The organism is Micromonospora sp. bgisy143 (assembly GCF_057708145.1).
The window spans coordinates 1-23,096 of sequence record NZ_JBYIRN010000050.1 but is presented as its reverse complement, the minus strand read 5'-3'; the positions used below and the strand labels follow the sequence as shown (position 1 = coordinate 23,096).

Sequence of the window (23,096 nt, the reverse complement as noted above, 5' to 3'; positions counted from 1 at the left end):
GGGGGGAGGGGGGGGCGCCACACCCCCCCCCCCGATTTCATCTGCCCGCTCAGGGTCACACCCCCCATCACCGCGTCGATCTTGCGGTTTCTGTTGTTGAGACGGGTGGGAATGCCCCGTTTGTCGGGACAGAAAGTGCAAGATCGCGGAGTACGGGTCAGGCGCGGGCGGAGCACGGGTCAGGCGCGGATGGCGGCCGGGTAGCCTTCGGCGGGTGATCGAGGTGAAGCTGCGGTGACGACCCTGGACCGGGACGAGAGCCACGTCCCCACGCTGGCCGGTGCGCTGGTCACCGCGGGTCGGGCGCTGCCGCTGCGCGTCGCCGCGCCGATGGCCGTGGCCGCCGGGTTGGCCCTGCTGCTGGCGTTCCCGCCGTACGGGGTGTGGCCGCTCGCGCCCGTCGGCGTGGCCCTGCTGGCCGCCGCCGCACACCGGCGACGGTTGCGCGCCGGCGCCGGCCTGGGTTTCCTCACCGGGGTGGCGCTGTTCGCGCCGATGCTGGCCTGGACGAACCTGCACACCGGTTACCTGCCGTGGGTGCTGCTGTCGCTGTTGCAGGCCGGCTACCTGGCGCTGCTCGGCGTCGCCACCGCCTGGGTGTCGCCACTGGCCGACCGGGGGCCGTGGCAGTGGCCGGCGCTGACCGGGCTGCTGTGGGTGGGACAGGAGGCGCTGCGCGACCGTACGCCGTTCGGCGGTTTCCCGTGGGGTCGCCTCGCGTTCAGCCAGGACGACTCGCCGCTGCTGCGCCTGGCCGCCCTCGGCGGCGCGCCGCTGGTCACCTTCGCCGTGGCCCTGCTCGGTGGGCTGCTGGTCGCCGCCGCCTGGCGGGGCTGGGAAGGCCGCCGCGACGCCCGGCCCGAGTGGTGGCTGACGGCGGCCGTGCCGGCCGCCGTCGTCGTGGCGGTGGGCGTGGTGAGCCTGCTGGTGCCCGTCGCCGCCGCGGGCGGCGGCAGGACCGTCACCGTCGCCATCGTGCAGGGCAACGTGCCCCGCCTCGGGTTGGACTTCAACGCCCAGCGCCAGGCGGTGCTCAACAACCACGTCGACGCCACCCTGGAGTTGGCCGCGCGGGTCGCCGCGGGTGCCGAGCGCCAACCCGACCTGGTGGTGTGGCCGGAGAACTCCAGCGACATCGACCCGCTGCGCAACCCGACCGCCGGGGCCCGCATCGCCCAGGCCGCCGACACGGTCCGCGCGCCGATCCTGGTGGGCGCGGTGCTGCTCGGTCCCGGCCCCGGGCAGGTCCGCAACGCGGGCATCCTGTGGCGGCCCGACACCGGCGCCGACATGACGCAGCTCTACACCAAACGGCATCCGGTGCCGTTCGCCGAGTACGTGCCGCTGCGGGACATCGCCCGCCAGGTCAGCGACAAGGTCGACCTGATCCGCAACGACTTCGTGCCCGGCAGCACCCCGGGCGTGGTACGTGTCGGCCCCGCCACGCTCGGCGACGTGATCTGCTTCGAGGTCGCCTACGACGAGGTGGTCCGCGACACCGTCACCGGCGGGGCGCAACTGCTGGTGGTGCAGACCAACAACGCCACCTTCAACGAGGCCGAGGCCCGCCAGCAGTTGGCCATGGTGCGGCTGCGGGCCGTCGAGCACGGCCGACCGGCGCTGATGGCCTCCACGGTCGGGGTGTCCGGGTTCGTCGCCCCCGACGGGCGGGTAAGCGACGCCACCGGGTTCAACACCCGGGAGGTCGTGGTGCGGCAGCTACGCCTCGACGACGGGCGTACCCTCGCCACCCGCCTCGGTTGGTGGCCGGAACTGGCCCTGGCCGCTCTGGCGGTGGCCGCCCTGGCCGGCGCGGGTGTGCTGCGCCGCCGCCAGCGGGTCGTGCCCGGATAGCAGCAGCCGGTACGCCGGCGGGAGCGGAGGAACCGTGATCCAGGCGACCGATACGATCCGGCGTCCGGACGAGGTGCCCGGCGTGGGTCGGGTCCTCGTGGTGATCCCCACCTACAACGAGGCCGACAACGTCGCGGCGATCGTGGGGCGGGTACGCCGGGCCGCCCCCACCGTGAGCATCCTCATCGCCGACGACAACAGCCCCGACGGCACCGGCGCGATCGCCGACGCCCTCGCCGACGGCGACGCGCACGTGCAGGTGCTGCACCGCAGGGGCAAGGAAGGGCTCGGCGCCGCGTACCTGGCCGGGTTCGGGTGGGCGCGCGAGCGCGGCTACCACGCGGTGGTGGAGATGGACGCCGACGGCTCGCACGCCCCGGAGGACCTGCCGGCGCTGCTGGCGGCCGCCCGCGACGCCGACGTGGTGATCGGGTCGCGGTGGACCAGTGGCGCGCGGGTGGTGAACTGGCCGCTGCGGCGGCTGCTGCTGTCGCGCGGCGGCAACCTGTACGCGCGTCTCGCGCTGGGCATGCCCGTCTCGGACGCCACCGGCGGCTACCGGGTGTACCGCACCAGCGCGCTGGACGCCATCGACCTGGCGTCGGTGACCTCGCAGGGGTACTCGTTCCAGGTGGAGCTGTCGCGGCTGGCGCACCGGGCCGGGGTGCGGATCGTGGAGGTGCCGATCACGTTCGCCGAGCGGGAGCGCGGCGACAGCAAGATGAGCCCGCGCATCGTCGCCGAGGCGCTGTGGCGGATCACCAGGTGGGGTGTGCAGGACCGGCGGCAGGCCGTACGCCGCAGCCTGAACGGCACCCCCACCGGTCAGGTGCGGTGGCCGTGAGCGCGGCCGTGTCATGCTGGATGTGCGGTTCGTGTCGTACCGCGGGATGGCGATGAGGTGAGATGCGCCGAGGACTGAGGTTCGTGCCGCTGGCCCTGCTGCTGGCGGTGGTGGTGGAGCTTGCGGTGTTCGTCGTCGTGGGCCGGGCGGTGGGGTTCGGCGCGGCGGTGCTGCTGGTGTTCGCCGCGTCCCTGCTGGGTCTGGTGCTGCTGCGCCGTGAGGGGATGCGCGCCTGGCGGGGGTTCCGCACCTCCGCGCGGGCCGGGCAGCCGCCGGGCCGGCAGGTGACCGACGGGCTCGTCGGGTTGGCCGGCGCCCTGTTGCTGGCGGTACCCGGCCTGGTCAGCGGCCTGGTGGGGCTGTTGTTGATGGTGCCGCCGGTGCGCAGCCTGGCCCGCGCCGGGGTGCAACGCGCCACCGAGCGGCGGGTGTCGTCGATGGTCGCCGGTGACCTGTTCGGGCCGCGTACGGTCCGGGTGCGTCAGGGCGCGCCGCAGCCGACGCCACATCCGCAACCGGAGCAGCCGGTCGTCGTCGACGGTGGCCGGGCCATCGAGGGTGAGATCATCGAGCCGGGCCGCCACTAGACCCACGCACACGACGGCGCCCCCGGGGGTTACCCCCGGGGGCGCCGTGTTGTCGTGCGGACGCGGCTCAGGCGCGGCCGCGGCGGGTACGAACCTCCTGGAGCCGCTCGGCGAGGATGTCCTCGAGCTCGGCGATCGAACGCCGCTCCAGCAGCATGTCCCAGTGGGTACGCGGCGGCTTGGCCTTCTTCTGCTCCGGCTCGCTGCCGTCGACGAGTCGGGCGACGCTGCCGTCGAACTTGCACTCCCAGGTCGTCGGGACCTCGGCGTCGACGGCGAACGGCACCTCGAACTGGTGGCCCTTGGCGCACAGGTACTCGCGGGTCTGACGCGGCGCGAGCTCCGTGTTGCGGTCGGATTCGTAGCTGACCGCGCCCAGGCGGCTTCCGCGCAGCATACGCTCGCCCATGATCGACTTCCCCTCGTTCGTGGTGCTGGTCTTCTGGGTGTAACGGCGCGTTCCCGTCGCCCCATTCCCGCCCGAGGGCGTGAGGCGTCCACGGGCGGGCCGGAACCAAGGGTAGCCGCCCGGGACCGGGACGCCACGGCGGTGGCGTGTCGTGACTGCCACCGGGGATGTTAGGACGTGTCGAAGCCCAGGTCGAACCGAGGACCTCGACACTCGCCCTAACCGCCCGAACGCGGTCAAGGTTGCGGCGACGTCGCACCCGGTTCGGAAGCACCGCTGGAGGCGGGGGCCGCCGCGCCGAGGCGGGCCAGCGCCAGCGCCAGGTCGCTGACCTGGTCACCGAGCTGGGCCACCCGCCGCTGGGCCACGTCCCGGTCGGCCTCGGCGGCGTCGAGCCGTACCGTCAGGGCCGTGAGCCGGCCCTCGGCGCTGGCCGCGGCCTGCCGGGCGGCGGTCAGCTCGGCGGTGAGCGCGTCGCGCTGCCCGGTCACGGCACCTAGCTCCGCGCGGAGCCGGGCGGCCACATCGGCGGCCTCCTGCCGGGCGTCGTCGGCTTCGGCGGCGACGGACTGGGCGCGGTCCCGGGCCCGTTCGGCCTGCTCCCGGGCCCGGGCGGCATCCGCTGCCTCGGCCCGGGTCCGCGCGGCGTCCGCGCGGGCCTGGTCGATCTGCCGGCGTACGTCCTGCGCCTCGGCCTGCCAGCGCGCGGCGCGTTCGCCCGCCTCCGCGGCGTCCCGGGTGGCCCGCTCGGCGTCGGCGCGCGCCGCGTCCCGCTCGACGGTCAGGTCGGTCGTACGCTGCCGTTCGGTGTCCCGCTCGGCCCGCAGGTCACGGACCTCGGCGCGGGCCTGGTCGCGGTCACGTTCGGCCTGCGCGCGCAGCGCCTCGGCGGCGCTGACGTCGTGGCGGGCCTGGTCGCGGGCGGCCTCGGCCCGCTGCGCGCGCTCGTCGGCCGCGTCCGCGCGGTGCACGGCGGCCTCGGCACGCCGTACGGCGTCGTCGGCCTCGGCGCGGGCGGTGCGGGCCTGCTCGCGGGCGCGTGCCGCGTCGGCCGAGGCGGTCTCGGCGTCGTCGCGGGCCTCGTCGCGTTCGGTCTGCGCGGCCGCGACCTCGGTGGCGGTCTCCGCGCGTGCCTGCGCGAGCTGTCGCTGTACCCCCTCCGGGGACAGTTCGGCGTGCAGCGCCTCGGTCAACGTCTCGACGATCTGGTCGAGCCGGTCCACCGCCTCCCAGGTGCGGGCCACCTGTCCGGGCAGGCCGGGGGCGTTGCGGTGGCGCATCCGACTGTTGCGCGAGGCGCGTTGGCAGGCGCCGTCGTTGTCGCGGCAGTAGCGGAACGGCCGGCCCGCGCCGACCCGCTGCGGCACCGGCCGTCCACAGTGGGCGCACGGGCGGGTCTCGGCGGGGGTGATCGGGGCGTCCATCGAGGGCGAAGTCTAGTGCGGCCGCTCAGGTCGCCGTCCGGGCCGTCGCGTCGAGGGTGTAGCGGCGCTGCAACAGCACCGCGGCGAGCATCGCCACCGCCGGCAGCAGGCCGAAGCCGTAGCGGACCGCCGCGAGCGCCGTGTCCGGCTGGACCGGTGACTCTCCGGCGGCCGACGCCACGAAGCCGCCCACGGCCAGGCAGAGGGCGTACGCGTACGGGCCCAGGGCCGCGCCGGTGGCCTCGGTGGCCGTCCACACCCCGGTGTAGGTGCCCGCTCCGGTGGCGCCGGCGGCGCGGATGACGTCCGGCAGCATCGAGAACGGCAGCAGCTGCATGCCGGCGAACGCCACCCCGAGCACCGCCACCGCGCCGACCAGCACGGGCAGGCCGGCCGGGCGGCCCACCGCCAGCACCAGCGATCCGGCCGCGAACGCGCCCTGCGCGCCGAGCAGCGCCCGCTGCTTGCCGACCCGGCGGGCCAGGACCAGCCAGGCCGGGGTAACCAGCAGCGCCGGGGCGACGAACGCGGCCACCAGCACCGTGGTCAGGGCGGGGGCGCGCAGCTCGTACTCGGCGTAGTAGGGCACCCCGGCCAGGACCAGGTGGGTGGTGGTGGACATGGCCAGGTAGGCGGCGACCAGCGGGCGGAACTGCTTGTCGCGCAGGGCGGTGCGCAGCGCCCGCCACCCGCCGTGACCCGGCGTGGCGCGGCCCGACGCGACGCCGCGCAGCCGGGCGATGCCGGCCACGCCGACGAGCATGGTGGCCAGCATGGCGACGGCCAGCACCACGCCCATCCGCTGGTAGCCGCCCCGGGTGGCGGCGTCGCCGCCGGTCAGCAGCGGGGCCAGCAGGCCGGAGGCCAGGATGCCGAGGGTCAGCACCACCATCCGGAACGCCATCAGCCGGGTGCGTTCGTGGTAGCCGATCCGCAGGTCGGCGGGGGTGGCCAGGTAGGGGACCTGGTAGGCGGCGAAGAGCAGGTTGCCGGCGACGAAGACCACCGCCACCCAGGCGGCGGCCGGTGCGCCGCTCAGGCCGCCGGGCACCGCGAACAGCGCGGCGAACGCGACCGGCAGGGCGCAGCCGACCAGCAGCAGCCGTCGGCGGTCGCCCCGGCGGACCTGTTCGACGTCGGCGTGGTGCCCGACCCACGGGTGCAGCAGCACGTCGGCGATCTTCGGCAGCAGCAGCGCCAGGCCGGCCAGCCACGGCCCGACGGCCAGCACGTCGGTGAGGAAGTAGAGCAGCAGCAGGCCGGGAACGGTCACCCAGACGCCCATGCCGAGAGAGCCCGCCGCGAACCCGGCCAGGGGGCCGCGAGGCAGCGTCGCGTCGGTGGCGGCCGCGGGCCGCCGGTCGAGCCCGGTCATCGCCGCACCCTTCCCACAATCCAACAGTTGCTGGATTCTAGGGGCAGAATGGCGGCCATGACCATGCCCCGACGCCGTCCGGGTCGACCCCGGCGCGACGAAACCCGACCGACCCGCGAGGCGGTGCTCACCGCCGCGACCGCGCTCTTCGCCGAGCGTGGCTTCGACGCCGTCGGGCTGCGGGAGGTCGCGGCCGCCGCCGGGGTCGACGTCGCCACGGTCGCCCACCACACGGGTACGAAGGCGGCGCTCTACGAGGCGTGTTTCGCGCGGGTGTTCGCGGTGGAGCGGCAGGTCCTCACCGACGCCGCCGAGCGGGCCCGCGCGGCCCTCGACGCGGGCCCGGACGCGGCGCGGCGGGCGTTGCACGACCTGGTCGACGTGTTCGTCGATTTCCTCCAGGACCACCCGGAGACCACCGCGCTGTGGCTGCGCCGCTGGTTGGAGCCGCAGCGCCACGCCGAGCTGGACCAGCGCTACGCCGAGCCGCTCTACCGGCTGGTGGCGGACCTGCTGACCGCCGCCGCGGCGGCCGGCGCGCTGGCCGAGCCGACCCCGCACATCACCGTACGCAGCCTGGTCTGGGCCACCCACGGACACGTCGTGGCGTTGGCCGCGGGCACGCCGGCGACCCGGGAACGCCGCGAGTTCCGGGCGTTCGTGCACCGCTTCCTCACCGCGCTGTACGGACCGACGGGTTGACGGGCCGCCGCCGCCCGACGATTATCCATCGGACGTTGGATAAATGCGGGGGAGCGGCGATGCGGGCAGAACCCAGGGTTGCGGTGATCGGCGCCGGCGCGGCCGGACTCGCCGCCGTCAAGGCGCTGCGCGACGCCGCCGTCCCCGTGGTCTGCTTCGAGGCCACCGACCAGGTCGGCGGCCTCTGGGTGTACGGGGCGCCGGACTCGCCCGCGTACCGCACGCTGCACCTGAACACCAGCCGGGGCCGTACCGAGTTCGCCGACCACCCGATGCCCGCCGACTGGCCCGACTACCCGGACCACACCCGGGTCGCCGGCTACCTGGCCGACTACGCCGACCGGTTCGGGCTGCGCGACGCCATCCGCCTGCGGCACACCGTCGAGCGGGTCACCCGCCGACCGGACGGCACGTGGACGGTCACGGCCGGCGGGCCGGACGGGCCGGTCGAGGTCACCGTCGAGGCGGTGGTCGTCGCCAACGGCCACAACCGGGTGCCACGGCTGCCCGACCCGCCGTACCCCGGTAGCAGCACCGCCGAGCAGATCCACAGCCACGACTACCGTGGCCCCGAACAGCTGGCCGGACGGCGCGTCCTGGTCGTCGGCGGCGGCAACTCGGCGATGGACATCGCGGTGGACGCCTCGTACACCGCCGAGCGGACCCTGCTGTCGCTGCGCCGGGGCGTCTGGGTGGTGCCCAAGTACCTGCTGGGCCGCCCCTCGGACACCCTCAACGGCGCGCTGGCCCGCCGGCTCCCGTGGCGGTTGCGTCAGCGGATCAGCCAGACCATGATCGCCACCGCCGTGGGCAACCCCGCCCGCTACGGACTGCCCGCGCCGACGCACGGCTTCCTGCAGGACCATCCGACGCTCTCGGACGGACTGCTGTCCCGGCTGACCCACGGCGACGTCGAGGCCCGCCCCGGTGTCGCCGCCCTCGACGGCGACCGGGTCGAGTTCACCGACGGCCGCGCCGACCAGGTCGACCTGATCGTGTGGTGCACCGGCTACCGGGTGGAGATCGGGTTCCTGCCGGCCGAGTTGCTGGGCGGCGGGGCCGACACCCTCGCGCTGTACCGGCACGTGTTCCACCCCGAGGCCCCCGGCCTGACGTTCGTCGGGCTGATGCAGTCCACCGGCTCGGCGTTCCCGCTGGTCGAGGCGCAGGCCAAGCTGATCGCCGCGCAGCTCGCCGGCCGGTACACCCTGCCCGATCCGGACCGGCAGCGGGCCGCCTGCCGGGCCGAGCTGCGGGCGGCGACGGCCCGCTGGGGGCACCGTCGCCCGGCGATGCGGGTGGACTTCGACGCGTACCTGGCCGAGCTGACCCGGGAGCTGACCACCGGGGCACGCCGGTGACGCCGCTGACCGGCCGGCGGGTCCTCGTCACCGGCGCGTCCGGCACCTTCGGCCGGCACCTCGGTGCCGCGCTGACCGCCGGCGGGGCCCGGGTGGTGGGGCTGGACCTGCGCGCCCGCGAGGACGACGAGCTGCCCGTGCTCGGCTGCGACCTGACCGACCCGGCCGCCGTCCCCGCCGCGGTGCGGGCGGCCGTCACTCGGCTCGGCGGGCTCGACCTGCTGATCAACAACGCCGGGGTGGGTGGTCCCGCCCCTGCGGAGTTGCCGCCGGACGAGGTGGTCCGCCAGCAGTTGGAGGTCAACCTGCTGGCCGCCTGGCGTACCACCGCCGCCGCGCTGCCGGCCCTGCTCGACGCGCGCGGACGGGTGATCTTCGTGGCCAGCCGGATGGCGGTGCTGCCGCTGCCCCTGGCCGCCGCCTACGGGGTCAGCAAACGGGCCCTGGTCGCGTACGCCGACGCGCTGCGCCACGAGGTGGGCACCCACGTCGGCGTCAGCGTCGTCTACCCCAGCATGGTCGCCTCACCGATCCACGACAGCACCGCCGAGGCGGGCCTGTCGCTGCGCGGAGTGTCCCGCCCCGAGCCCGTCGAGGGCGTCGTCGCGGCGATCCTGCGCGCCGCCACCGCCCGGCGGGCGCCCCGGGACGTGGCGACCACCCGACGCGGCCGGCTGGAGATGGCCGTCGGCCGGCACGCGCCCGCGCTGGCCGACCGGCTGGTCCGCCGTACCCTCGCGGCGCGGCTCGCCGCCGGCGACCTGGACGCCGCGCCGCTGGCCGCCGGGATGGTCCGCCGCCACCGTGGGCGGTGAGCACGGACCGGATCAGGGTACGGCGACGGCCGCGCGGGAACGGTCGGCGGCGATCCGGACGGCCAACGCGGCGAGGGCCGTACCGGTCACCCACCGCTGGACCCGCAGCCACCCCGGCCGGCGGGCGAAGAACCCGGCCAACGCCCCCGCGCTGAGCACGATCAGCGCGTTGACGCTCAACGCGACGGCGATCTGGGTCAGGCCGAGCACCAGGCTCTGCGCCGCCACCTGTCCCCGCGCCGGTTCGACGAACTGCGGGAGCAGCGACACGTACAGGATGGCGATCTTCGGGTTGAGCAGGTTGGTGACCAGGCCCATGGTGAACAGCCGCCCGGGCCGGTCCGGTGGCAGCGGCGTGGGCGCGAACGGTGACCCGCCGCCCGGGCGCACCGTGCGCCACGCCAACCACAGCAGGTAACCCGCGCCGGCCAGTTTCACCACCAAGTACAGCGTCGGGACCAGGACGAACACGGCGGCCAGGCCGGCGACCGCCGTGGCCAGGTAGACGAAGAAGCCGGCGGCCACCCCGAGCAGCGAGATCAGACCGGCCCGGCGGCCCTGCGCCACCGACCGGGAGACCAGGTAGACCATGTTCGGGCCGGGCGTGAGCACGAGACCCAACGCCACCAGCGCGATACCCAGCAGCGCACCCGCATCGACCATGACGTTGCCCCCGTTCGCCGCCGCCCCCACCCGACGGTAGGCCGCACGACGACCGGTGACCCAGAGCCACCTGCGAGGCGGTGGCCTGCCACGGTGCATCCGACGTGCGGGAATGGGCGGCGGCCCGGCGGCGCTGATCGGTTGCAGCGCGCGCCGTCGCCGGAGGCGGCGCGTTACGGTGGCCAGGGGAGGTGCCGCAGGGTGACCGAGGCGTGGGACGCGGCCGTGGAGGCGCAGATCCGGGGCGCCGTGCAGCGCGGCGAGTTCGACAACCTGCCCGGCATGGGCAAGCCGATCCCCGGACGGGGGACACCGTACGACGAAGGCTGGTGGGTCAAGAGTTTCCTGGAGCGCGAGAAGCTGCCCAGCGACCTGCTGCTGCCCACCCCGCTGCAACTGCGCCGCCGCATCGAACAGGTCCCCGACGAGGTCCGCGACCTGCCCACCGAACCGGCCGTACGGGCCTTCGTGGGGCAGCTCAACGCGCAGATCGTGGCCTGGCTGCGCAACCCCGACGGGCCCCGGGTGGCGGTCCGGCCGGTGAACGCCGACGAGGTGGTCGAGCGCTGGCGGGCCGAGCGCGTCCGACCGGACGTCACCGCCACCGCCGCCGAGCCGGCCACCGTCGTCGCGCCGACCCGCCGACGTTGGTGGCTGCGCTGGCGTCGCCGCTGACGTCCCGCCACCTCGAACAGGTCCGTACGGGTCCGAACACCCGCGTCCGTCTGCGGGCCCGGCTGCGCCGCTACGGTCGGCACCGGACGACCTGACGGCCGGCACGGGATACGGGGGCGACGTGAGCGAGCGCGCCGCGACGTACGCCGAGGTGTTCGCGGTGCGCGAGTACCGGCACCTGTTCGTCGCGTACCTGCTGTCCCTGGCGGGCGACCAGCTCACCGCCGTCACCGTGGCGTACCTCGTCTACCGCTCGACCGGCTCGGCGGCACTGGCGGCCGCCGCGTACGCCAGTTCCTACCTGGCGTGGCTCGTCGGCGGCCCGCTGCTGTCCGGCCTGGCCGACCGGTATCCCCGGCGGCGCGTCCTGATCGTGTGTGACCTCGCCCGCGCGGCCCTCGTCCCCCTCGCGGCGCTGCCGGCCGTTCCCGCGCCGGCCCTGGTGGCGCTGCTCTTCGCGGTCAACCTGCTGCGGCCGCCCTTCGTGGCCGCCCGGGCGGCGTTGCTGCCCGACGTGCTCGACGGCGACCGGTACGCGGTGGCCAACGGCGTGGACAACATCTGCGCCCAGGTCGTGCAGGTGGTCGGCTTCGCCGTCGGCGGGAGCCTGGTGGCGTTGCTGTCGCTGCGCGGCGCGCTGCTGGTGGACGCCGGCACGTTCCTCGTCTCGGCCCTGCTGATCGCGCGCGGCGTCCGGGCCCGCCCGACACCCCGGGCGCCGCTGGGCCGGGTCCGCGCCGGTCGCGCCGACGGCTTGCGGGTGCTCGTCGCCGACCCCCGGCTGCGCGCGTACGTGCTCGTCCTCTGGACGGCCAGCGCGTTCACCTACGCCGCCGAAGGGCTGATGGCGCCGCTGGCCCGACAGTACGACGGAAACGCGGCGACCATGGGTGTGTTGCTGGCCGCCGCGCCGACGGGCATGGCGCTCGGTGGGGTCGCCCTCACCCGGTTCTGCCCACCGGCGGCCCGTCCGCGGCTGATCCTGCCCCTGGCCGCGTTCTCCGCCGGTGTGCTGACGGCGGCGTGGCTCGTGCCGCCGCTGTGGGTGCTGCTCCTGCTGTTGGGTCTGGCCGGGGCCGCCAGCGCCTTCGCCGTTCCGCTGAACGCGCTGTTCGGCCGGGCGGTGCCGGCGGTGTACCGGGGACGCGCGTTCGGGGTCGCCGTCACCGGCCTGAGCGGCCTGCAGGGCGCGGCGATGGTGCTGGCGGGTCTGGCCGCCGACCGGTGGCCGGCCACCACCGTGGTCGGGTTCAGCGGGCTGTCGGGGGCGGTGGCCGTGCTCGCCCTCGGTCCACTGTGGCGGCGCGCCGCCCGGTCGACGCCGTTCGGGGACCGCGTCGTACAAGGCCGAACGACTCCGAACGCCGAAAGCCCTACCGCCGAGGTGGGCGGGCATCGACGCTGAGGTCATCGGGCGGGCACGGGGTCGCCCTGAGGGGGAAGGAGAAGCGCATGCGTGGCGTTCGCGAGCGTGGCATCAGCTGGACCTGACCGTGACCTGAGCGCCGCCGGCATCCCTACGGGCGCCGACGGCGTTCTGCAGAGCAGGCGCGGGTGGTGCGCTGGTCGTGGTCCCTCGGCCGGCGCATCACCCGCCCGATCCGGGCGCGCGGTCAGTCCCGCGCGGCGTACCACCGCCAGGATGTCCGCCGCGCCCGGCCCGGCAGGTCGCCCCGGCCGGTCATCCACAGCAGGACGTCGGGCGCGTCACCGGCCGGGGCGTCCGGGAAGAGACGCCGCAACACCAAAGCACTCAGGTGCTGCGGCGGCCGCCACGGCACGCCGAGGCCGAGGGTGATGTCGTGGGTGTGCAGCACCGTCTCGGCCACGCCCATCGCGGCGAACCCGGCCGGGTCGCAGGGGCCCCAGTGCCAGGCCCGCGCGGTCGGTTCGGCGGCCTCGACGGCGACCGCGAGCAGCCCGGCGCAGGCACGCACCACGTCGAGCACCCGCGCCGGGCTCGCCGTGGGGGAGACCCGCAGGTCGTACGGCAGGTAGCCGTCCGGCGGCAGACCGGTGACCTGACCGGCGTACGCGAGCAGGTCGTGCGCGACGTGCGCGGCGGTCGTCCAGCAACTCCACGTCAGCGTGCCGGCCCGCACCGACCAGTCGCGGTCGTCGTGCGGGCGCAGCACCCGGCTCATCTCGTCGGCCGCTGCCCGCACGTCGGCGCCGGTCACCACGGACACAGGTACGTCGATGCGTGCAAGAATCCATCCTCGCGATCGGGAAAGAGGCGGACACCATGTTGCCCAACCTGGTGGTGGACACGACCGTACTGCCGCCGGCGGACCGATTCGACTTCTGGTACGCCCTGGTGGCCCAGGAGACCGCGCCGGTGCACATCACCAGCGCCCGGCTGGACGACTTCGTCGCGTACGTCCAAGCCATCGACCTCGGCCGGATCCGGTTGGCCTCGCTGCGGTACCCGTCGTTGCACGCCACCCGGCCAGCGGGCCTGGTACGCCGAGCCGAGGCGGACATCTACCAGCTCACGCTGCCCCTGACAGGTCTCAGCACCCTGGTCCAGGACCGCACCGAAACCACGCTCGTCGCCGCCAGCCACTTCACCCTGTTGGACACCGGGCGTCCACACATCGCCCGGCACCGGGCGGACGGTCCCGACCTGGCCACGACGATCACCGTGCAGATCCCGTACGCGGCGCTGCCGTTGCCGCCGGACCGGCTGCGCCGTCTGCTGGCCACGCCGATGTCGTCCCGCGTCGGCGTCGCCGGGCTCCTGGCCCACCACCTGCGCAGCATCGCGGCGCACCCGGAGCAGTACGAGCCGAACCAGGCCGAGATGCTGGGCGGCATGGCACTGGACCTGCTCGCCGCCACGCTCGCCCAGCACCTCGACATCGAGGGCGTGCTGTCACCGGAGGCCCGGCACACCGCGCTGCGTGCCCGCGTCGTCGACTTCATCGACCGCCACCTGGGCAGCGCCGAACTCAACCCCCGGAGCGTCGCCGCCGCCCACCACATCTCGCTGCGCACCCTGCACCGCCTGTTCGAGGGCGAGGAGACGACACCTGCCGAGTTCATCCGGGCCAAACGGCTGGAGCGGTGCCGGCGGGACCTGACCAACCCGTTGCAGGCGCACCAGCCGGTCCACCTCATCGCCGCCCGGTGGGGTTTCCCGGACAAGGCCCACTTCAGCCGTGTTTTCCGCGCCCGGTACGGGCATTCGCCGCAGGCGTACCGGGCGGCGCACCCGCCGCCGGAGCGGTGAGCCGGCGGCCGCTACCGCCGTCGGTGGTCGGTCGGGTCGTCCGCGTCGAAATCCCGTACGGCGGCGCGGATCATCTCGCCGTACGGGTCGTCCGGCAGCCGGGCCAGGTGCTCCCGAGCCCGGTCGAGGTGCTCCCGGGCCGGCCCGGGGTTGCCCAGTCGCCGGTGACAGTCGGCGAGGTTGAGGTACAGCGACGGCAGGAGCGCCCGGACCTCGAGCGAGGGCAGGTGCCGTCGGGCGCGTTCGTCGGTCACCTCGGACACCGCCGCCAGGGCGCGTTCGTCCCAGCGCAGCTCCGCGTCCGGGGTGTCCTGAAGGTCGGCGAGGTGGTGGGCCAGGGTGCAGCGGTGCAGAGCGTCACCGGCCGGGCCGATCTCGTCCCACAGCACGGTGAGCTGCTCGCGGGCCTCGGCGGCGCGGCCGGTCTGGCCGAGCCGCACCGCCTCGACGATGCGGGTCAGGGTCGGGCCGGGGGCCATCTGGTCGGTCATGTCGCCGATGCTCCGGCCTCGATCAGGTCGAGGGTCAAACCGCGGGCACAATGAACTGGACGCCGCACTGCCCGGACTTGTAGGTTGCAGTCGACCGCGACACGGCCCGAGGAGGTGAGACCCATGAACGCTGGTTCGATGTGGGTGCTCCCCCTACCGTCACGGCTGGGCGACTGACGCAGGCGTCGCCGGGAGCGCCTTTCACCAAGGCACTCCCGAAAGGCCGTTTCCTGTGTCCTCCGTTTCCCTTGATCACTTCTCCTCGCCGAGCCCTGACGCCGATCGTCCGCCGCACCTGTTCGATGTGATCATCGTCGGCTGCGGGCCGACCGGCGCCATGCTGGCCGCCGAACTACGCCTGCACGACGTGCGGGTCCTCGTCCTGGAGAAGGAGACCGAGCCGCCGTCGGCCGTCCGCATCGTCGGTCTGCACATCCGCAGCCTCGAGGTGATGGCGATGCGTGGACTGCTGGACCGCATGCTGGCGCACGGCCGGCGACGCCCGGCCGCCGGCTTCTTCGCGGCCATCGACAAACCCGCACCGCCCGGGCTGGACTCCCCGTACGCCTACCTGCTGGGCATCCCACAGCCGGTCATCGAACGTCTGCTCGCGGAACACGCGACCGCCCTGGGCGCGCAGATCCGGCGCGGCCGGGCGGTGACCGGTCTCACCCAGGACGACCACGGCGTCACCGTCGAGTTGTCCGACGGCGAACGGCTGGGCGCGCGGTACCTCGTCGGCTGCGACGGCGGACGCAGCACGGTCCGCAAGCTCCTCGGCGTCGGCTTCCCCGGCGAGGCCACGCGGAACGAGACTCTGATGGGCGAGATGGAGGTGGGAGTCCCCGCGGAGGAGGTCGCCGCCACCGTGGCCGCGACCGGCGGGGTCCGGCACCGGTTCTGGCTCCGTCCCGCCGGGCCCGGCGTCTACAGCGTCGTCGTCCCGGCGGCCGGCGTCAGCGACCGCGCGACACCACCCACCATCGAGGACTTCGCCCGACAGCTCCGAGTCGTCGCCGGAACCGACTTCGGCGTGCACTCGCCGCGCTGGATGTCCCGCTTCGGTGACGCCACCCGGCTCGCCGAGCGGTACCGGGTGGGTCGGGTCCTGCTGGCCGGCGACGCCGCCCACATCCACCCGCCGATCGGTGGCCAGGGCCTGAACCTGGGCGTCCAGGACGCGGTCAACCTGGGCTGGAAACTGGCCGGGCAGGTGCGGGGCTGGGCCCCGGAGACCCTGCTGGACACCTACCAGGCCGAACGTCGTCCGGTCGCCGAGGACGTGCTGGACAACACCCGCGCCCAGACGGAACTGCTCACCGACGAACCGGGCGCCCGGGCCGTCCGTCGGCTGCTGACCGAGCTGATGGACTTCGACGAGGTCAACCGTCACCTCCTCGAGAAGATCACCGGGATCGGCATCCGCTACCACCTGGGCGAGGGCCCCGACCTGCTCGGTCGCCGCCTGCCCGACGTCGGCCTGCGACAGGGCAACCTCTACGGTCTCCTGCACCGCGGCCGGGGCCTGCTGCTGGACCGCACCGGGCGACTGACCGTCGATGGTTGGTCGGACCGGGTCGACCACCTCGTGGATCCGGACGCGGACCTGGACGTTCCAGGTGTCCTTGTGCGTCCCGACGGTCACGTCGGCTGGATCGGCGACGACCAGCAGGGCCTTGACGACCAACTGGCACGCTGGTTCGGCGGGCCCGCCGCGTGACGCCGTCAGTCGAGGACCGGCACCGAGCGACCCTCGTCCACCGTGTACGCGCCCGTCGAGAGGTCACCCAGGGCCGTGGGGGTCAGCGCCAGTGAGACGACGCCGCCGGGCAGCACGCGGACGTTGTCCTCGGACGCCGCGAACGTGGCGGGCGTCGACCCGTCCGGGAACAGCCGCTTCCCGCCGCCGACGACGACCGGGTACTGCAACAGCCGGTAGAGGTCGACGAGTCCGGCCCCGTGCAGCGTCTGGACGAGCCGCCAACTGCCGTGTACCTGGAGTTCGCCGCCCGGGCGTTCCTTGAGCCGGCGCACCGCGTCGACGACACCGGTCCGCAACACCGTCGTCGGGTTCCAGTCGGCGTCGTCGTCACCGAGGGTCTGGCTGACGACGTACTTCGGCAGGGTGTTCAGCTTGGTGGCGATCAGGTCGTCGGGGGCGGTGACCTTCGGCCAGTACCCGCCGAGCAGGCCGTAACTCGTGCGGCCGAAGAGGAAGGCGTCGGCCGCCCGGAACCAGTCCTCGATGACCGCGTTGGTGTGCGCGGACATGTGCGGAACGAGCCAGCCGCCCCGGTCGAAGCCGTTCGAACGGTCCTCGTCCGGGGCGCCCGGTCCCTGCATGACGCCGTCGAGGCTCACGAAGACGTTGACGCTGAGCAGCACGGTTCTCCTCCGTTGGCGGATCGGGCCGGCCGCTTCCGGCGGCCGGCCGACGGAGGTTAACTGCCGGGTCGCGGGTCGGTCTTGTACAGGAACGACATCGTCGGATCGTCGCCCGTGCCCAGCCCTCGCGCGGTGTGTCCGACGAAGCGTCGCAGCGCGTGTGCCAGGTGCGCCTGGTCGAAGTAGCCCAGCGTGTCGACGACCGCACGCCAGTCGAGGCCGTCGCGCAGCATGGTGGCCGCGGCGTTCGCGCGGTCGATCTGGGTCACCGCGGTCTGCGTCAGCCCGGTGACGGCCCGGTGGTGCCGCTGGCGGGTGCGGGTGGACCGGTGACGGTCGGGCTCCGGACCCGCCAGGCGTGACGGCACCACCAGCCCCGCGTCGCGCAGCCGCCGGACGAACTGCTCCACGTTCTCGTACGTGGGCGTCTCCCAGTCCTCGCCGCCGATGATGACCCGACCTGAGCGCGTCACCGGGAAGGACACGTCGCTGTCGACGATCGAGGTCGCGGGGTGCGGGCGGAAGACCGCGCCGAGGGTGAGCCGGATCCCGAGGAACTCGGCGTCCGGCGGAACCGGCGCTGTGGTGGCCCGGGTCTCGGGCCCGCGCAGGGTGACGAGGAGTTGCCCGGGCGTCCGCGTGACGATCAGGTGGCAACAGGTACGCGCCACGGACGTCATCGTCGTCTCGGCGTCACTGGAGGTGCGCCACACCCGGTCGACGATGCCCGCGTCGGCATCGGTCGCACGATGCTCGAACCGCAACGCCATGACGCCTCCGTGTCCTCGTAGCTGCTTCAGGCTATGTCCCGGCCCAGGTCGTCGGCGTGCGCCGTGATCCAGATCGCGTCGCGTCGGTAGAGCCCGACGTGACCGCGGATGTCCTCCTGTCCGCGATCGGCCCGAGCCTCGGTGAAGGCGGCGAGGTCGTACAGTCGTTCGACGGCGACCTGGAGGATGCACGCGGGTCGCAGCTCCGAGCCGTACGCGTCGCAGAGGATGCGCAGGCGACGTGCCCGCTCGCCCAGGTGGCTGCCGAGAGCGTCCCCGTTGGCCGGATCGGCGAGCGGCACCAGCCGGTAGGCGAGATAGGCCAGGTCCCACGCCCGCGGACCGGGCGAAGCGGTGTCCCAGTCGATGACCCCGGTGAGGCGTCGGTCGGTGAAGACCATGTTGTACGGCGCGAAGTCGTTGTGACAGATGACCTCGGCCGGCTGCCGCCCCGGGGACTGCCACACCTCATTTCCGGTGTCGAAGCTCGCGCTCACCTGCTGGAGTTGCGCGAGGTGCACAGCCGCGTCGGTCAGGACCTCCTGGCTCCACACCCAGTCGGGTAGCGGGTACTGCGGCACGATTCCCGGCAGGTACGACACGGTGTCGCGCCCGTGCTCGTCGGTTCCCAGCGGCTGCGGCGCCCAGGTGAGGCCGCTGTCACGAAGATGGCCCAGCAGGCGTTGGATCGTGGGGCTCCAGGCGGCAGCCTCTCGTCGCACAGTGGCACCGACACGTATCGCGCCACCCATGTTGCCCCCGTGCAACGTCTGCTCCTGCTCGTTGACGGCGCTCGCGCCGGGTTCGCTCATGCCGGTCATCGTCAACGAGAGCGGTGTAGCGGTGCCACCGCCTTCCAACACCCCCGACACGGGATTAACTGATTACCGGTAACGATAATCCATTAATCCATGCCCGCAAACGGGACATAACGTGCGCACACCATAATGACAGTTCGTGTGCGTAAGTACTCAGGCTGGTGTATGGCGATTTATGCGCAGGGGGTTAGGTGGTTCATTGGCGGTGCGGATCGTTACTGACCTAGACGTCGGCGCGAGGGCTCACGAGCCAGCTCGAGGCGGCACGGTAAGCGGCTCGGACCGCAGATAGTCGATAGCGCGGCGCAACGCCTCCACGTTGTCCCCGAAGTGCCCAAGCGCCGAGTTGCACCCGTTGCACAGAAGGCCACGGATGGCGTTGGTGCTGTGGCAGTGATCTACCACTAAGCGGAAGGCCTGCGCCGAAGGCATGCCATCGTTGCGGGGCCGACCCACGGGAGTGATTGGTATCTCATCCTCATGCACTCCGCAGATGGCGCAGCGGTACCCCTGCCGTGACCTGAGTTCGTCGTAGTAAGCCTCGGTGATCCGGTACTTGGACCAGAGATTCATCGCGCGGTTGGAGCCTGGGCGGGCGTCTCTACTGGCCTGATTGATGCGGCGGGTGTATTCGCGGCATTGCTGGCAAGAGAGCAAGGTACGACCGGTCGCACCGAGGAAGGACTCCGGCGGCCGAGGTTGCCTGCACCGCCCGCACTTCCTGGACTCGTCCACGACTCCCGAGAATACCGATTATTGAGGGCGGCCCCGGCCCTGAATCGCGTCGGGCTGAGCCTACGAGCGACGTACGTAGTTCAGTTCGCCGTGGACGAGGGGCCGTTCACTTCGTCGCGGTGGCCCATTCGGTCGCCAGCGAAGGGCTGTAGTACCGGGTGAAACCACAGCCCCACGCGATCGGGTCGGTGAGCGGCGCGCCACCCCAGCGGGGCGTGCCGGACACCAGCAACCGGATGCCGACCTGATAGGCCGGGGCGTCCTCGGCGGTGGCGTCGCCCGTTCCGGTCCCTGCGGTGGGCGGCGACATGTCCACCACGGCGGTGCTGCCGGAGCCACCCTTGAACCAGGTGTGCACCTGGAAGGTCACCGATCGCAGGTCCAGGGGCGGCTGGTTGCCGCGCTCGGTCCGCGCCGGTCCGATGCCGGTCACCGTGCCGTCGAAGGCGAAGGCCTGCTCGGCGAGCGTCTCCGGTGCGTAAGCCTTGACGCACTGCGCCGCGCCGAAGGCGAGTGGATCGCCGGGCTTGACCCCGGCTGGCAGGTCGGTCGCCGGCGCCGACATGACAGGTGTGGCCGGCGGCTCCGCCTGCGGCGTCGCGGCCGGCCGGTGGACGCCGTACCCGAGCGCCGCGACGATCACTGCGGTGGTGGCCGCCGCCACGGTCAGGGTCCGGCGCCTGCGGTGGACCTGGCGCACCGCCGCGGCCGCCACGGCCAGCTCGTCGGGAGCGTCGGCGGCGTCGGCGGCGAACAGCTCACGCAGCTCGCGCTCGGTCGACAGGTTCATCGGGTCTCCCTCTGTGCGTCGACGGCCACGGGCCCGCGCAGGCTCGCCAGGGCGCGCGAGGCGGTGGCCCGCACCGAACTCTCGGTGACCCCCATGGCGGCGGCGATCGCCGCGTCGTCCAGGTCGGCGTAATACCGCAGGACGAGCACGGTGCGGGCGCGCGGGGCGAGCCTGCTCAACAACACCCGCATCTGGTCCCGGGCGGCAACCGCGTCGGCCGGGTCGGCCACCGCCGCGCCGCTGTCCTGGCGCAGGTCGGCGGGCCGTTCCGTCGTCCAGCGCCGACGACGCCAGCTCAGGTGCGCGTTCACCAGCATGCGGCGTACGTACGCCTCGGGGTCCGCCGCCGTGCGCACCCGCTTCCAGTGCCGGTACGTGTCGGCCAGCACGGTCTGGGCGAGATCCTCCGCCAGCTGCCGGTCGCCGCTCAGGACGAACGCCAGGCGCACCAGCGACCGGCCGTACCCCGCCACGAAATCCTCGAACGACACGCCCGCTCCCGTCAGTGCTCCTCACTGAAGAGACGCATCGGCCGCCGCCGCACGCTGCATCCGCGCGCTTGTCAGCGCCGGATGCCGGGGTGCCGCTAGCTGTGCCCGTACGCCTGCCGGGCCTCGGCCACCTCGGCGGCCTGGCGCTCGCGCCACCGGCGCTGCGCGTCGCGGTTGCAGGCGCGGCAGACCCGGCGGTACGTGCCGGTCGCCGGGTCGATCTCCCGGTCGTGGCCGTTGCGGCAGCGCGGCCGGCGTTCTCGGGAGCGGCAGTTCTCCGCGTGCGTCACCTGACGCAGGTGGGTGGGTTCGATGCAGTCGGGGACGCCGCAGGTGTGGTCCACCTCGAGGTCGGGGTCGTAGTTCCCGACGAGGACGGCGTACGCGGCGATGTGCGCCCACGCCCGTCCGGCGACCTTCTGGTGGACCCCGCGCTCCGAGCCGTAGCCGGTGACGATGAGGCAGCCGGTGTCGACGCGCGTGGATCGGGCGAGCAGATACTCCCGCAGGCTGTCGGGGGTGAAGTGGCGGGACAGCCCGTGGACGCCGGAGAGCATGGGACGCAGCGTACGGGGCGCGGCGGCAGGATCGGCCGACGCGGGACGATTCCAGAGAGACCTCTCGGCTGCATGACTGCGTCCATCGGGCTGTCCCCGGATGACCGCAGCGGTCATTCGTCGTCCCGACGCGCGTTGAGCTGCTATACGCGAGGCTTACGCCCCAGGTCATCCGGCAACTGCCTTTCGAGTACGACCGACGAGAACAGCGCCAGTGTAAAGGTTAGCAGTAGCAGTCCTGCAACCAATACCGTCGTCGCGCCAATCTTCGCAGACGCGGTCGTTAGTTCAATGGAAGAATCACCTAGCGTTGTAACGTTTGCTACAACATAATATAGAGAATCTGCCAACCTCCGCATCTCGGCCACGATTCCGTGATCCTTTGACATCCCTTGGAACCCGCCGAAGCGAAGTTGCAGCGTGGAGACCGAAATGGCGAGGCTGAGCACCATGAAAACTGCTAGAGACACAAATACGATCAACTCGTCAAGAGCTGATCCGTCCTCTGGACGGCGTCCAGTAACTCCTGCCGTGAAATAGGAACGAGCGTATCTTCCCACTGCGAGATACCAGGCCACGGCCTCTGCCAGCAAGCCCATGTTGTAAAGCACAATCCAGAGCGTGAAACCCGATGCGATTCCGGACGCAGCGGCACCCTCCTCGGGTGCAGCAGCATTGAGGGCGATTGTCGATGCGCACGACACTATGATGAACCCGGCGCCGCTGATAAAAATCTTTGAGATCAGCCTTGCTGCACCCTTCCTGGCTCGGACGAATTTCGAATCAGTGACCTTCAGAGAGTAACGTCGGCGAATCTTGTACCACTTCGCACCAAATGGGAAGAAATCGCCGCCGTGACGCTCGAACAGCGCGGCAAGCTCAAGATCGTTTCTGGGAGGGCGGAGACGGGACTCGCGCTCATAGCCACGAGCGTGCCTGGCTGCCCACCGCACAGCGTTCGTGAGAGCAATCGACTTGAGCAGCGCGAACACCATTAGAAAGCAAATGACGACGACCAGCAGCACGCCGTGATTCTCCAGCCATACCGAGCGCCCTCGCAAGCAGCTGTCCGTACTAGGATCTTGCCGCTGCAGTACACCGTCAACGCGGGAGAATGATGCTTGCACTGCTGATAACCGCCAAGAACGAGGAGAATACGGTCGGTCGAGTACTGGAGGCGTTCCGCGAAAGCGCGGAGTCACACTTCCGGAAACTTGAAGCGATTGTCGTGGATGACGGTTCGGACGATGCCACCACGGAGGTCGCTCGACGCGCCGGCGCTTCCCATGTGCTGCAGTCGGGTGGCCTTGGATTGGCTCAGTCATTTCAATTAGGCGTTGACGCCGCTCTAGGTGTCGGGGCTGCAACTATTGTCCACACCGACGCAGATGGTCAATACGATCCCAGCGACATACATGTATTGCTGCGCGAACTCGATTCCGGAGCAGATCTGGCGATCGGGAACCGATTGTGGCAGCGCCCGCCGCACATGCCACCTTCCAGATATTTGGCGAACGTTGCGCTCTCAAAGGTGGTGTCGGTAATTTCTCGGGTAGCCGTGCCGGACAGTCAGAGTGGCTACCGAGCCTTCTCAGCCCAGTTGGCGGAATCCGTTCGAATCTCTAGTAAATTTACCTACACCCAGGAGCAGATTATTCGAGCAGCTGGAATGGGCTTCCGAATCACCCATCCACCGATCTCGTTCGAGGAGCGCCGGTTTGGTGCGAGTCGCCTCGTAGTTTCTCCGGCCGACTACGGTTACAGGGTCGTCAGAGACCTAATGAAGATCTAGCTGCCAATTTGGTGGGGCTTCCGAACATCGCGATTGTTCGGTGCCAGAGACCTGTTGGGTCGGAGGAACGCAGCTGCATGGTCGGGCAGGTCCACGTCGGTGTCGTCGGCGACGTCGTCGCAGGGGACCAGCCGTACGGCCGGGCCCTGGGCGCGTAGGTAGTCGCGTGCGCCCCGGTCGCCGAGCGCCGTCGCGGCGACTCCGGGCCAGTGGTCGCGCCCGAGCAACACCGGATGTCCGCGCCGGCCGTCCGCATAGGTCGCCATGGCGAGGGCGTCGGTGGTGGCGTCGCGGGCGACGCGGCGTACCGCCTCGGGGGTCAGGTC

25 protein-coding genes and 1 pseudogene are annotated in these 23,096 nt (G+C 72.4%); 11 read left to right on the top strand and 15 right to left on the bottom strand.

The window, feature by feature from the left end; genetic code table 11:
* Positions 1–234: 234 nt before the first annotated feature.
* The 3 genes from lnt (at position 235) to AC3EN4_RS31315 (ending at position 3,285) form a co-directional block, all read left to right on the top strand.
* Entirely contained in the window at positions 235–1,854 is a 1,620-nt protein-coding gene (gene lnt, locus AC3EN4_RS31325) for an apolipoprotein N-acyltransferase (protein ID WP_435210105.1), read from the top strand.
* A gap of 34 nt (positions 1,855–1,888) precedes the next feature.
* Positions 1,889–2,698: a polyprenol monophosphomannose synthase gene (locus AC3EN4_RS31320; RefSeq protein ID WP_422740365.1), complete on the top strand. Its 810-nt coding sequence runs from the start codon at positions 1,889–1,891 to the stop codon at positions 2,696–2,698.
* Positions 2,699–2,760: 62 nt separating this feature from the next.
* The gene (locus tag AC3EN4_RS31315; protein WP_422740364.1) at positions 2,761–3,285 is read left to right on the top strand and encodes an FxsA family protein; all 525 of its coding nucleotides are present in this window, start codon (positions 2,761–2,763) and stop codon (positions 3,283–3,285) included.
* A 67-nt stretch (positions 3,286–3,352) separates the two neighbouring features.
* Here the strand turns inward: AC3EN4_RS31315 and AC3EN4_RS31310 are convergent, their stop codons facing one another.
* The 3 genes from AC3EN4_RS31310 to AC3EN4_RS31300 form a co-directional block, all read right to left on the bottom strand.
* The gene (locus AC3EN4_RS31310) at positions 3,353–3,694 is read right to left on the bottom strand and encodes an RNA polymerase-binding protein RbpA (RefSeq protein WP_046564157.1); all 342 of its coding nucleotides are present in this window, start codon (positions 3,692–3,694) and stop codon (positions 3,353–3,355) included.
* 236 nt (positions 3,695–3,930) lie between these two features.
* Positions 3,931–5,118, bottom strand: coding sequence for a coiled-coil domain-containing protein (locus AC3EN4_RS31305; RefSeq protein ID WP_435210102.1), 1,188 nt, complete (start codon positions 5,116–5,118; stop codon positions 3,931–3,933).
* Positions 5,119–5,143: 25 nt separating this feature from the next.
* Complete coding sequence (locus tag AC3EN4_RS31300) at positions 5,144–6,493, bottom strand: MFS transporter (protein WP_435210100.1); 1,350 nt, start codon at positions 6,491–6,493, stop codon at positions 5,144–5,146.
* 57 nt (positions 6,494–6,550) lie between these two features.
* Here AC3EN4_RS31300 and AC3EN4_RS31295 point away from each other — a divergent pair, with 57 nt between their 5' ends.
* From AC3EN4_RS31295 to AC3EN4_RS31285, 3 genes are read left to right on the top strand one after another with little or no spacing between them, the layout of a single operon-like run.
* Positions 6,551–7,195, top strand: a complete 645-nt coding sequence (locus AC3EN4_RS31295) for a TetR/AcrR family transcriptional regulator (protein ID WP_435210098.1) — start codon at positions 6,551–6,553, stop codon at positions 7,193–7,195.
* 59 nt (positions 7,196–7,254) lie between these two features.
* On the top strand, positions 7,255–8,556 hold the full coding sequence (locus tag AC3EN4_RS31290) for a flavin-containing monooxygenase (protein WP_435210096.1): 1,302 nt from the start codon (positions 7,255–7,257) through the stop codon (positions 8,554–8,556).
* Positions 8,553–9,371 (top strand): SDR family NAD(P)-dependent oxidoreductase, encoded by an 819-nt coding sequence (locus AC3EN4_RS31285; RefSeq protein WP_435210094.1) that lies wholly within the window; start codon positions 8,553–8,555, stop codon positions 9,369–9,371. The genes AC3EN4_RS31290 and AC3EN4_RS31285 overlap by 4 nt, the downstream gene beginning before the upstream one ends.
* Positions 9,372–9,383: 12 nt before the next feature.
* Here the strand turns inward: AC3EN4_RS31285 and AC3EN4_RS31280 are convergent, their stop codons facing one another.
* On the bottom strand, positions 9,384–10,034 hold the full coding sequence (locus AC3EN4_RS31280) for a LysE family translocator (protein WP_435210092.1): 651 nt from the start codon (positions 10,032–10,034) through the stop codon (positions 9,384–9,386).
* Between the two features lie 201 nt (positions 10,035–10,235).
* On the opposite strand from AC3EN4_RS31280, the gene AC3EN4_RS31275 reads away from it, so the two are divergent.
* Positions 10,236–10,709, top strand: a complete 474-nt coding sequence (locus AC3EN4_RS31275; protein ID WP_435210090.1) for a DnaJ family domain-containing protein — start codon at positions 10,236–10,238, stop codon at positions 10,707–10,709.
* 121 nt (positions 10,710–10,830) lie between these two features.
* The gene (locus AC3EN4_RS31270; protein ID WP_435210088.1) at positions 10,831–12,114 is read left to right on the top strand and encodes an MFS transporter; all 1,284 of its coding nucleotides are present in this window, start codon (positions 10,831–10,833) and stop codon (positions 12,112–12,114) included.
* A 208-nt stretch (positions 12,115–12,322) separates the two neighbouring features.
* Here the strand turns inward: AC3EN4_RS31270 and AC3EN4_RS31265 are convergent, their stop codons facing one another.
* Complete coding sequence (locus tag AC3EN4_RS31265) at positions 12,323–12,889, bottom strand: maleylpyruvate isomerase N-terminal domain-containing protein (protein ID WP_435210110.1); 567 nt, start codon at positions 12,887–12,889, stop codon at positions 12,323–12,325.
* Between the two features lie 65 nt (positions 12,890–12,954).
* Between AC3EN4_RS31265 and AC3EN4_RS31260 the strand changes: the two genes are divergently transcribed.
* Positions 12,955–13,941: a helix-turn-helix domain-containing protein gene (locus AC3EN4_RS31260; protein ID WP_435210086.1), complete on the top strand. Its 987-nt coding sequence runs from the start codon at positions 12,955–12,957 to the stop codon at positions 13,939–13,941.
* Positions 13,942–13,952: 11 nt separating this feature from the next.
* Here AC3EN4_RS31260 and AC3EN4_RS31255 read toward each other — a convergent pair whose 3' ends face one another.
* A complete protein-coding gene (locus AC3EN4_RS31255; protein WP_435210084.1) occupies positions 13,953–14,432 on the bottom strand; it encodes a hypothetical protein in 480 nt (159 codons plus the stop codon).
* Positions 14,433–14,727: 295 nt separating this feature from the next.
* Between AC3EN4_RS31255 and AC3EN4_RS31250 the strand changes: the two genes are divergently transcribed.
* Positions 14,728–16,152 carry an FAD-dependent monooxygenase gene (locus AC3EN4_RS31250; RefSeq protein WP_435210108.1) on the top strand — a complete coding sequence of 475 codons (1,425 nt, stop codon included), beginning with the start codon at positions 14,728–14,730 and terminating at the stop codon, positions 16,150–16,152.
* Between the two features lie 5 nt (positions 16,153–16,157).
* On the opposite strand, the gene AC3EN4_RS31245 is transcribed toward AC3EN4_RS31250, so the two are convergent.
* From AC3EN4_RS31245 to AC3EN4_RS31210, 8 genes are all read right to left on the bottom strand, one after another.
* Positions 16,158–16,817 (bottom strand): dihydrofolate reductase family protein, encoded by a 660-nt coding sequence (locus tag AC3EN4_RS31245; RefSeq protein ID WP_435210083.1) that lies wholly within the window; start codon positions 16,815–16,817, stop codon positions 16,158–16,160.
* Positions 16,818–16,873: 56 nt separating this feature from the next.
* Positions 16,874–17,587 (bottom strand): helix-turn-helix domain-containing protein, encoded by a 714-nt coding sequence (locus tag AC3EN4_RS31240; protein ID WP_435210081.1) that lies wholly within the window; start codon positions 17,585–17,587, stop codon positions 16,874–16,876.
* Between the two features lie 26 nt (positions 17,588–17,613).
* The gene (locus tag AC3EN4_RS31235) at positions 17,614–18,399 is read right to left on the bottom strand and encodes an aminoglycoside phosphotransferase family protein (protein ID WP_435210080.1); all 786 of its coding nucleotides are present in this window, start codon (positions 18,397–18,399) and stop codon (positions 17,614–17,616) included.
* A 249-nt stretch (positions 18,400–18,648) separates the two neighbouring features.
* Positions 18,649–18,837, bottom strand: coding sequence for an endonuclease domain-containing protein (locus AC3EN4_RS31230; RefSeq protein ID WP_435210106.1), 189 nt, complete (start codon positions 18,835–18,837; stop codon positions 18,649–18,651).
* A gap of 409 nt (positions 18,838–19,246) precedes the next feature.
* Entirely contained in the window at positions 19,247–19,930 is a 684-nt protein-coding gene (locus tag AC3EN4_RS31225; RefSeq protein WP_435210079.1) for a hypothetical protein, read from the bottom strand.
* Positions 19,927–20,421 carry a sigma-70 family RNA polymerase sigma factor gene (locus AC3EN4_RS31220; protein WP_435210077.1) on the bottom strand — a complete coding sequence of 165 codons (495 nt, stop codon included), beginning with the start codon at positions 20,419–20,421 and terminating at the stop codon, positions 19,927–19,929. Before AC3EN4_RS31220 ends, AC3EN4_RS31225 begins: the two co-directional genes overlap by 4 nt.
* A 95-nt stretch (positions 20,422–20,516) precedes the next feature.
* Positions 20,517–20,978 (bottom strand): HNH endonuclease, encoded by a 462-nt coding sequence (locus AC3EN4_RS31215; protein WP_435210075.1) that lies wholly within the window; start codon positions 20,976–20,978, stop codon positions 20,517–20,519.
* 143 nt (positions 20,979–21,121) lie between these two features.
* Positions 21,122–22,003: a hypothetical protein gene (locus AC3EN4_RS31210; RefSeq protein WP_435210073.1), complete on the bottom strand. Its 882-nt coding sequence runs from the start codon at positions 22,001–22,003 to the stop codon at positions 21,122–21,124.
* Between the two features lie 92 nt (positions 22,004–22,095).
* On the opposite strand from AC3EN4_RS31210, the gene AC3EN4_RS31205 reads away from it, so the two are divergent.
* Complete coding sequence (locus AC3EN4_RS31205) at positions 22,096–22,770, top strand: glycosyltransferase family 2 protein (RefSeq protein WP_435210071.1); 675 nt, start codon at positions 22,096–22,098, stop codon at positions 22,768–22,770.
* Here the strand turns inward: AC3EN4_RS31205 and AC3EN4_RS31200 are convergent.
* Positions 22,767–23,096, bottom strand: a pseudogene (locus AC3EN4_RS31200) (hypothetical protein); the annotation flags it as partial. The gene AC3EN4_RS31205 and the pseudogene AC3EN4_RS31200 overlap by 4 nt on opposite strands.

Coding starts and splice junctions, on each gene's coding strand:
- AC3EN4_RS31315 (WP_422740364.1), top strand. CDS start 2,761: ATGCGCCGAGGACTGAGGTTCGTGCCGCTGGCCCTGCTGCTGGCGGTG.
- AC3EN4_RS31310 (WP_046564157.1), bottom strand. CDS start 3,694: ATGGGCGAGCGTATGCTGCGCGGAAGCCGCCTGGGCGCGGTCAGCTAC.
- AC3EN4_RS31305 (WP_435210102.1), bottom strand. CDS start 5,118: ATGGACGCCCCGATCACCCCCGCCGAGACCCGCCCGTGCGCCCACTGT.
- AC3EN4_RS31300 (WP_435210100.1), bottom strand. CDS start 6,493: ATGACCGGGCTCGACCGGCGGCCCGCGGCCGCCACCGACGCGACGCTG.
- AC3EN4_RS31295 (WP_435210098.1), top strand. CDS start 6,551: ATGACCATGCCCCGACGCCGTCCGGGTCGACCCCGGCGCGACGAAACC.
- AC3EN4_RS31290 (WP_435210096.1), top strand. CDS start 7,255: ATGCGGGCAGAACCCAGGGTTGCGGTGATCGGCGCCGGCGCGGCCGGA.
- AC3EN4_RS31280 (WP_435210092.1), bottom strand. CDS start 10,034: ATGGTCGATGCGGGTGCGCTGCTGGGTATCGCGCTGGTGGCGTTGGGT.
- AC3EN4_RS31260 (WP_435210086.1), top strand. CDS start 12,955: ATGTTGCCCAACCTGGTGGTGGACACGACCGTACTGCCGCCGGCGGAC.
- AC3EN4_RS31255 (WP_435210084.1), bottom strand. CDS start 14,432: ATGACCGACCAGATGGCCCCCGGCCCGACCCTGACCCGCATCGTCGAG.
- AC3EN4_RS31240 (WP_435210081.1), bottom strand. CDS start 17,587: ATGGCGTTGCGGTTCGAGCATCGTGCGACCGATGCCGACGCGGGCATC.
- AC3EN4_RS31235 (WP_435210080.1), bottom strand. CDS start 18,399: ATGAGCGAACCCGGCGCGAGCGCCGTCAACGAGCAGGAGCAGACGTTG.
- AC3EN4_RS31230 (WP_435210106.1), bottom strand. CDS start 18,837: ATGCCTTCGGCGCAGGCCTTCCGCTTAGTGGTAGATCACTGCCACAGC.
- AC3EN4_RS31225 (WP_435210079.1), bottom strand. CDS start 19,930: ATGAACCTGTCGACCGAGCGCGAGCTGCGTGAGCTGTTCGCCGCCGAC.
- AC3EN4_RS31215 (WP_435210075.1), bottom strand. CDS start 20,978: ATGCTCTCCGGCGTCCACGGGCTGTCCCGCCACTTCACCCCCGACAGC.
- AC3EN4_RS31205 (WP_435210071.1), top strand. CDS start 22,096: ATGCTTGCACTGCTGATAACCGCCAAGAACGAGGAGAATACGGTCGGT.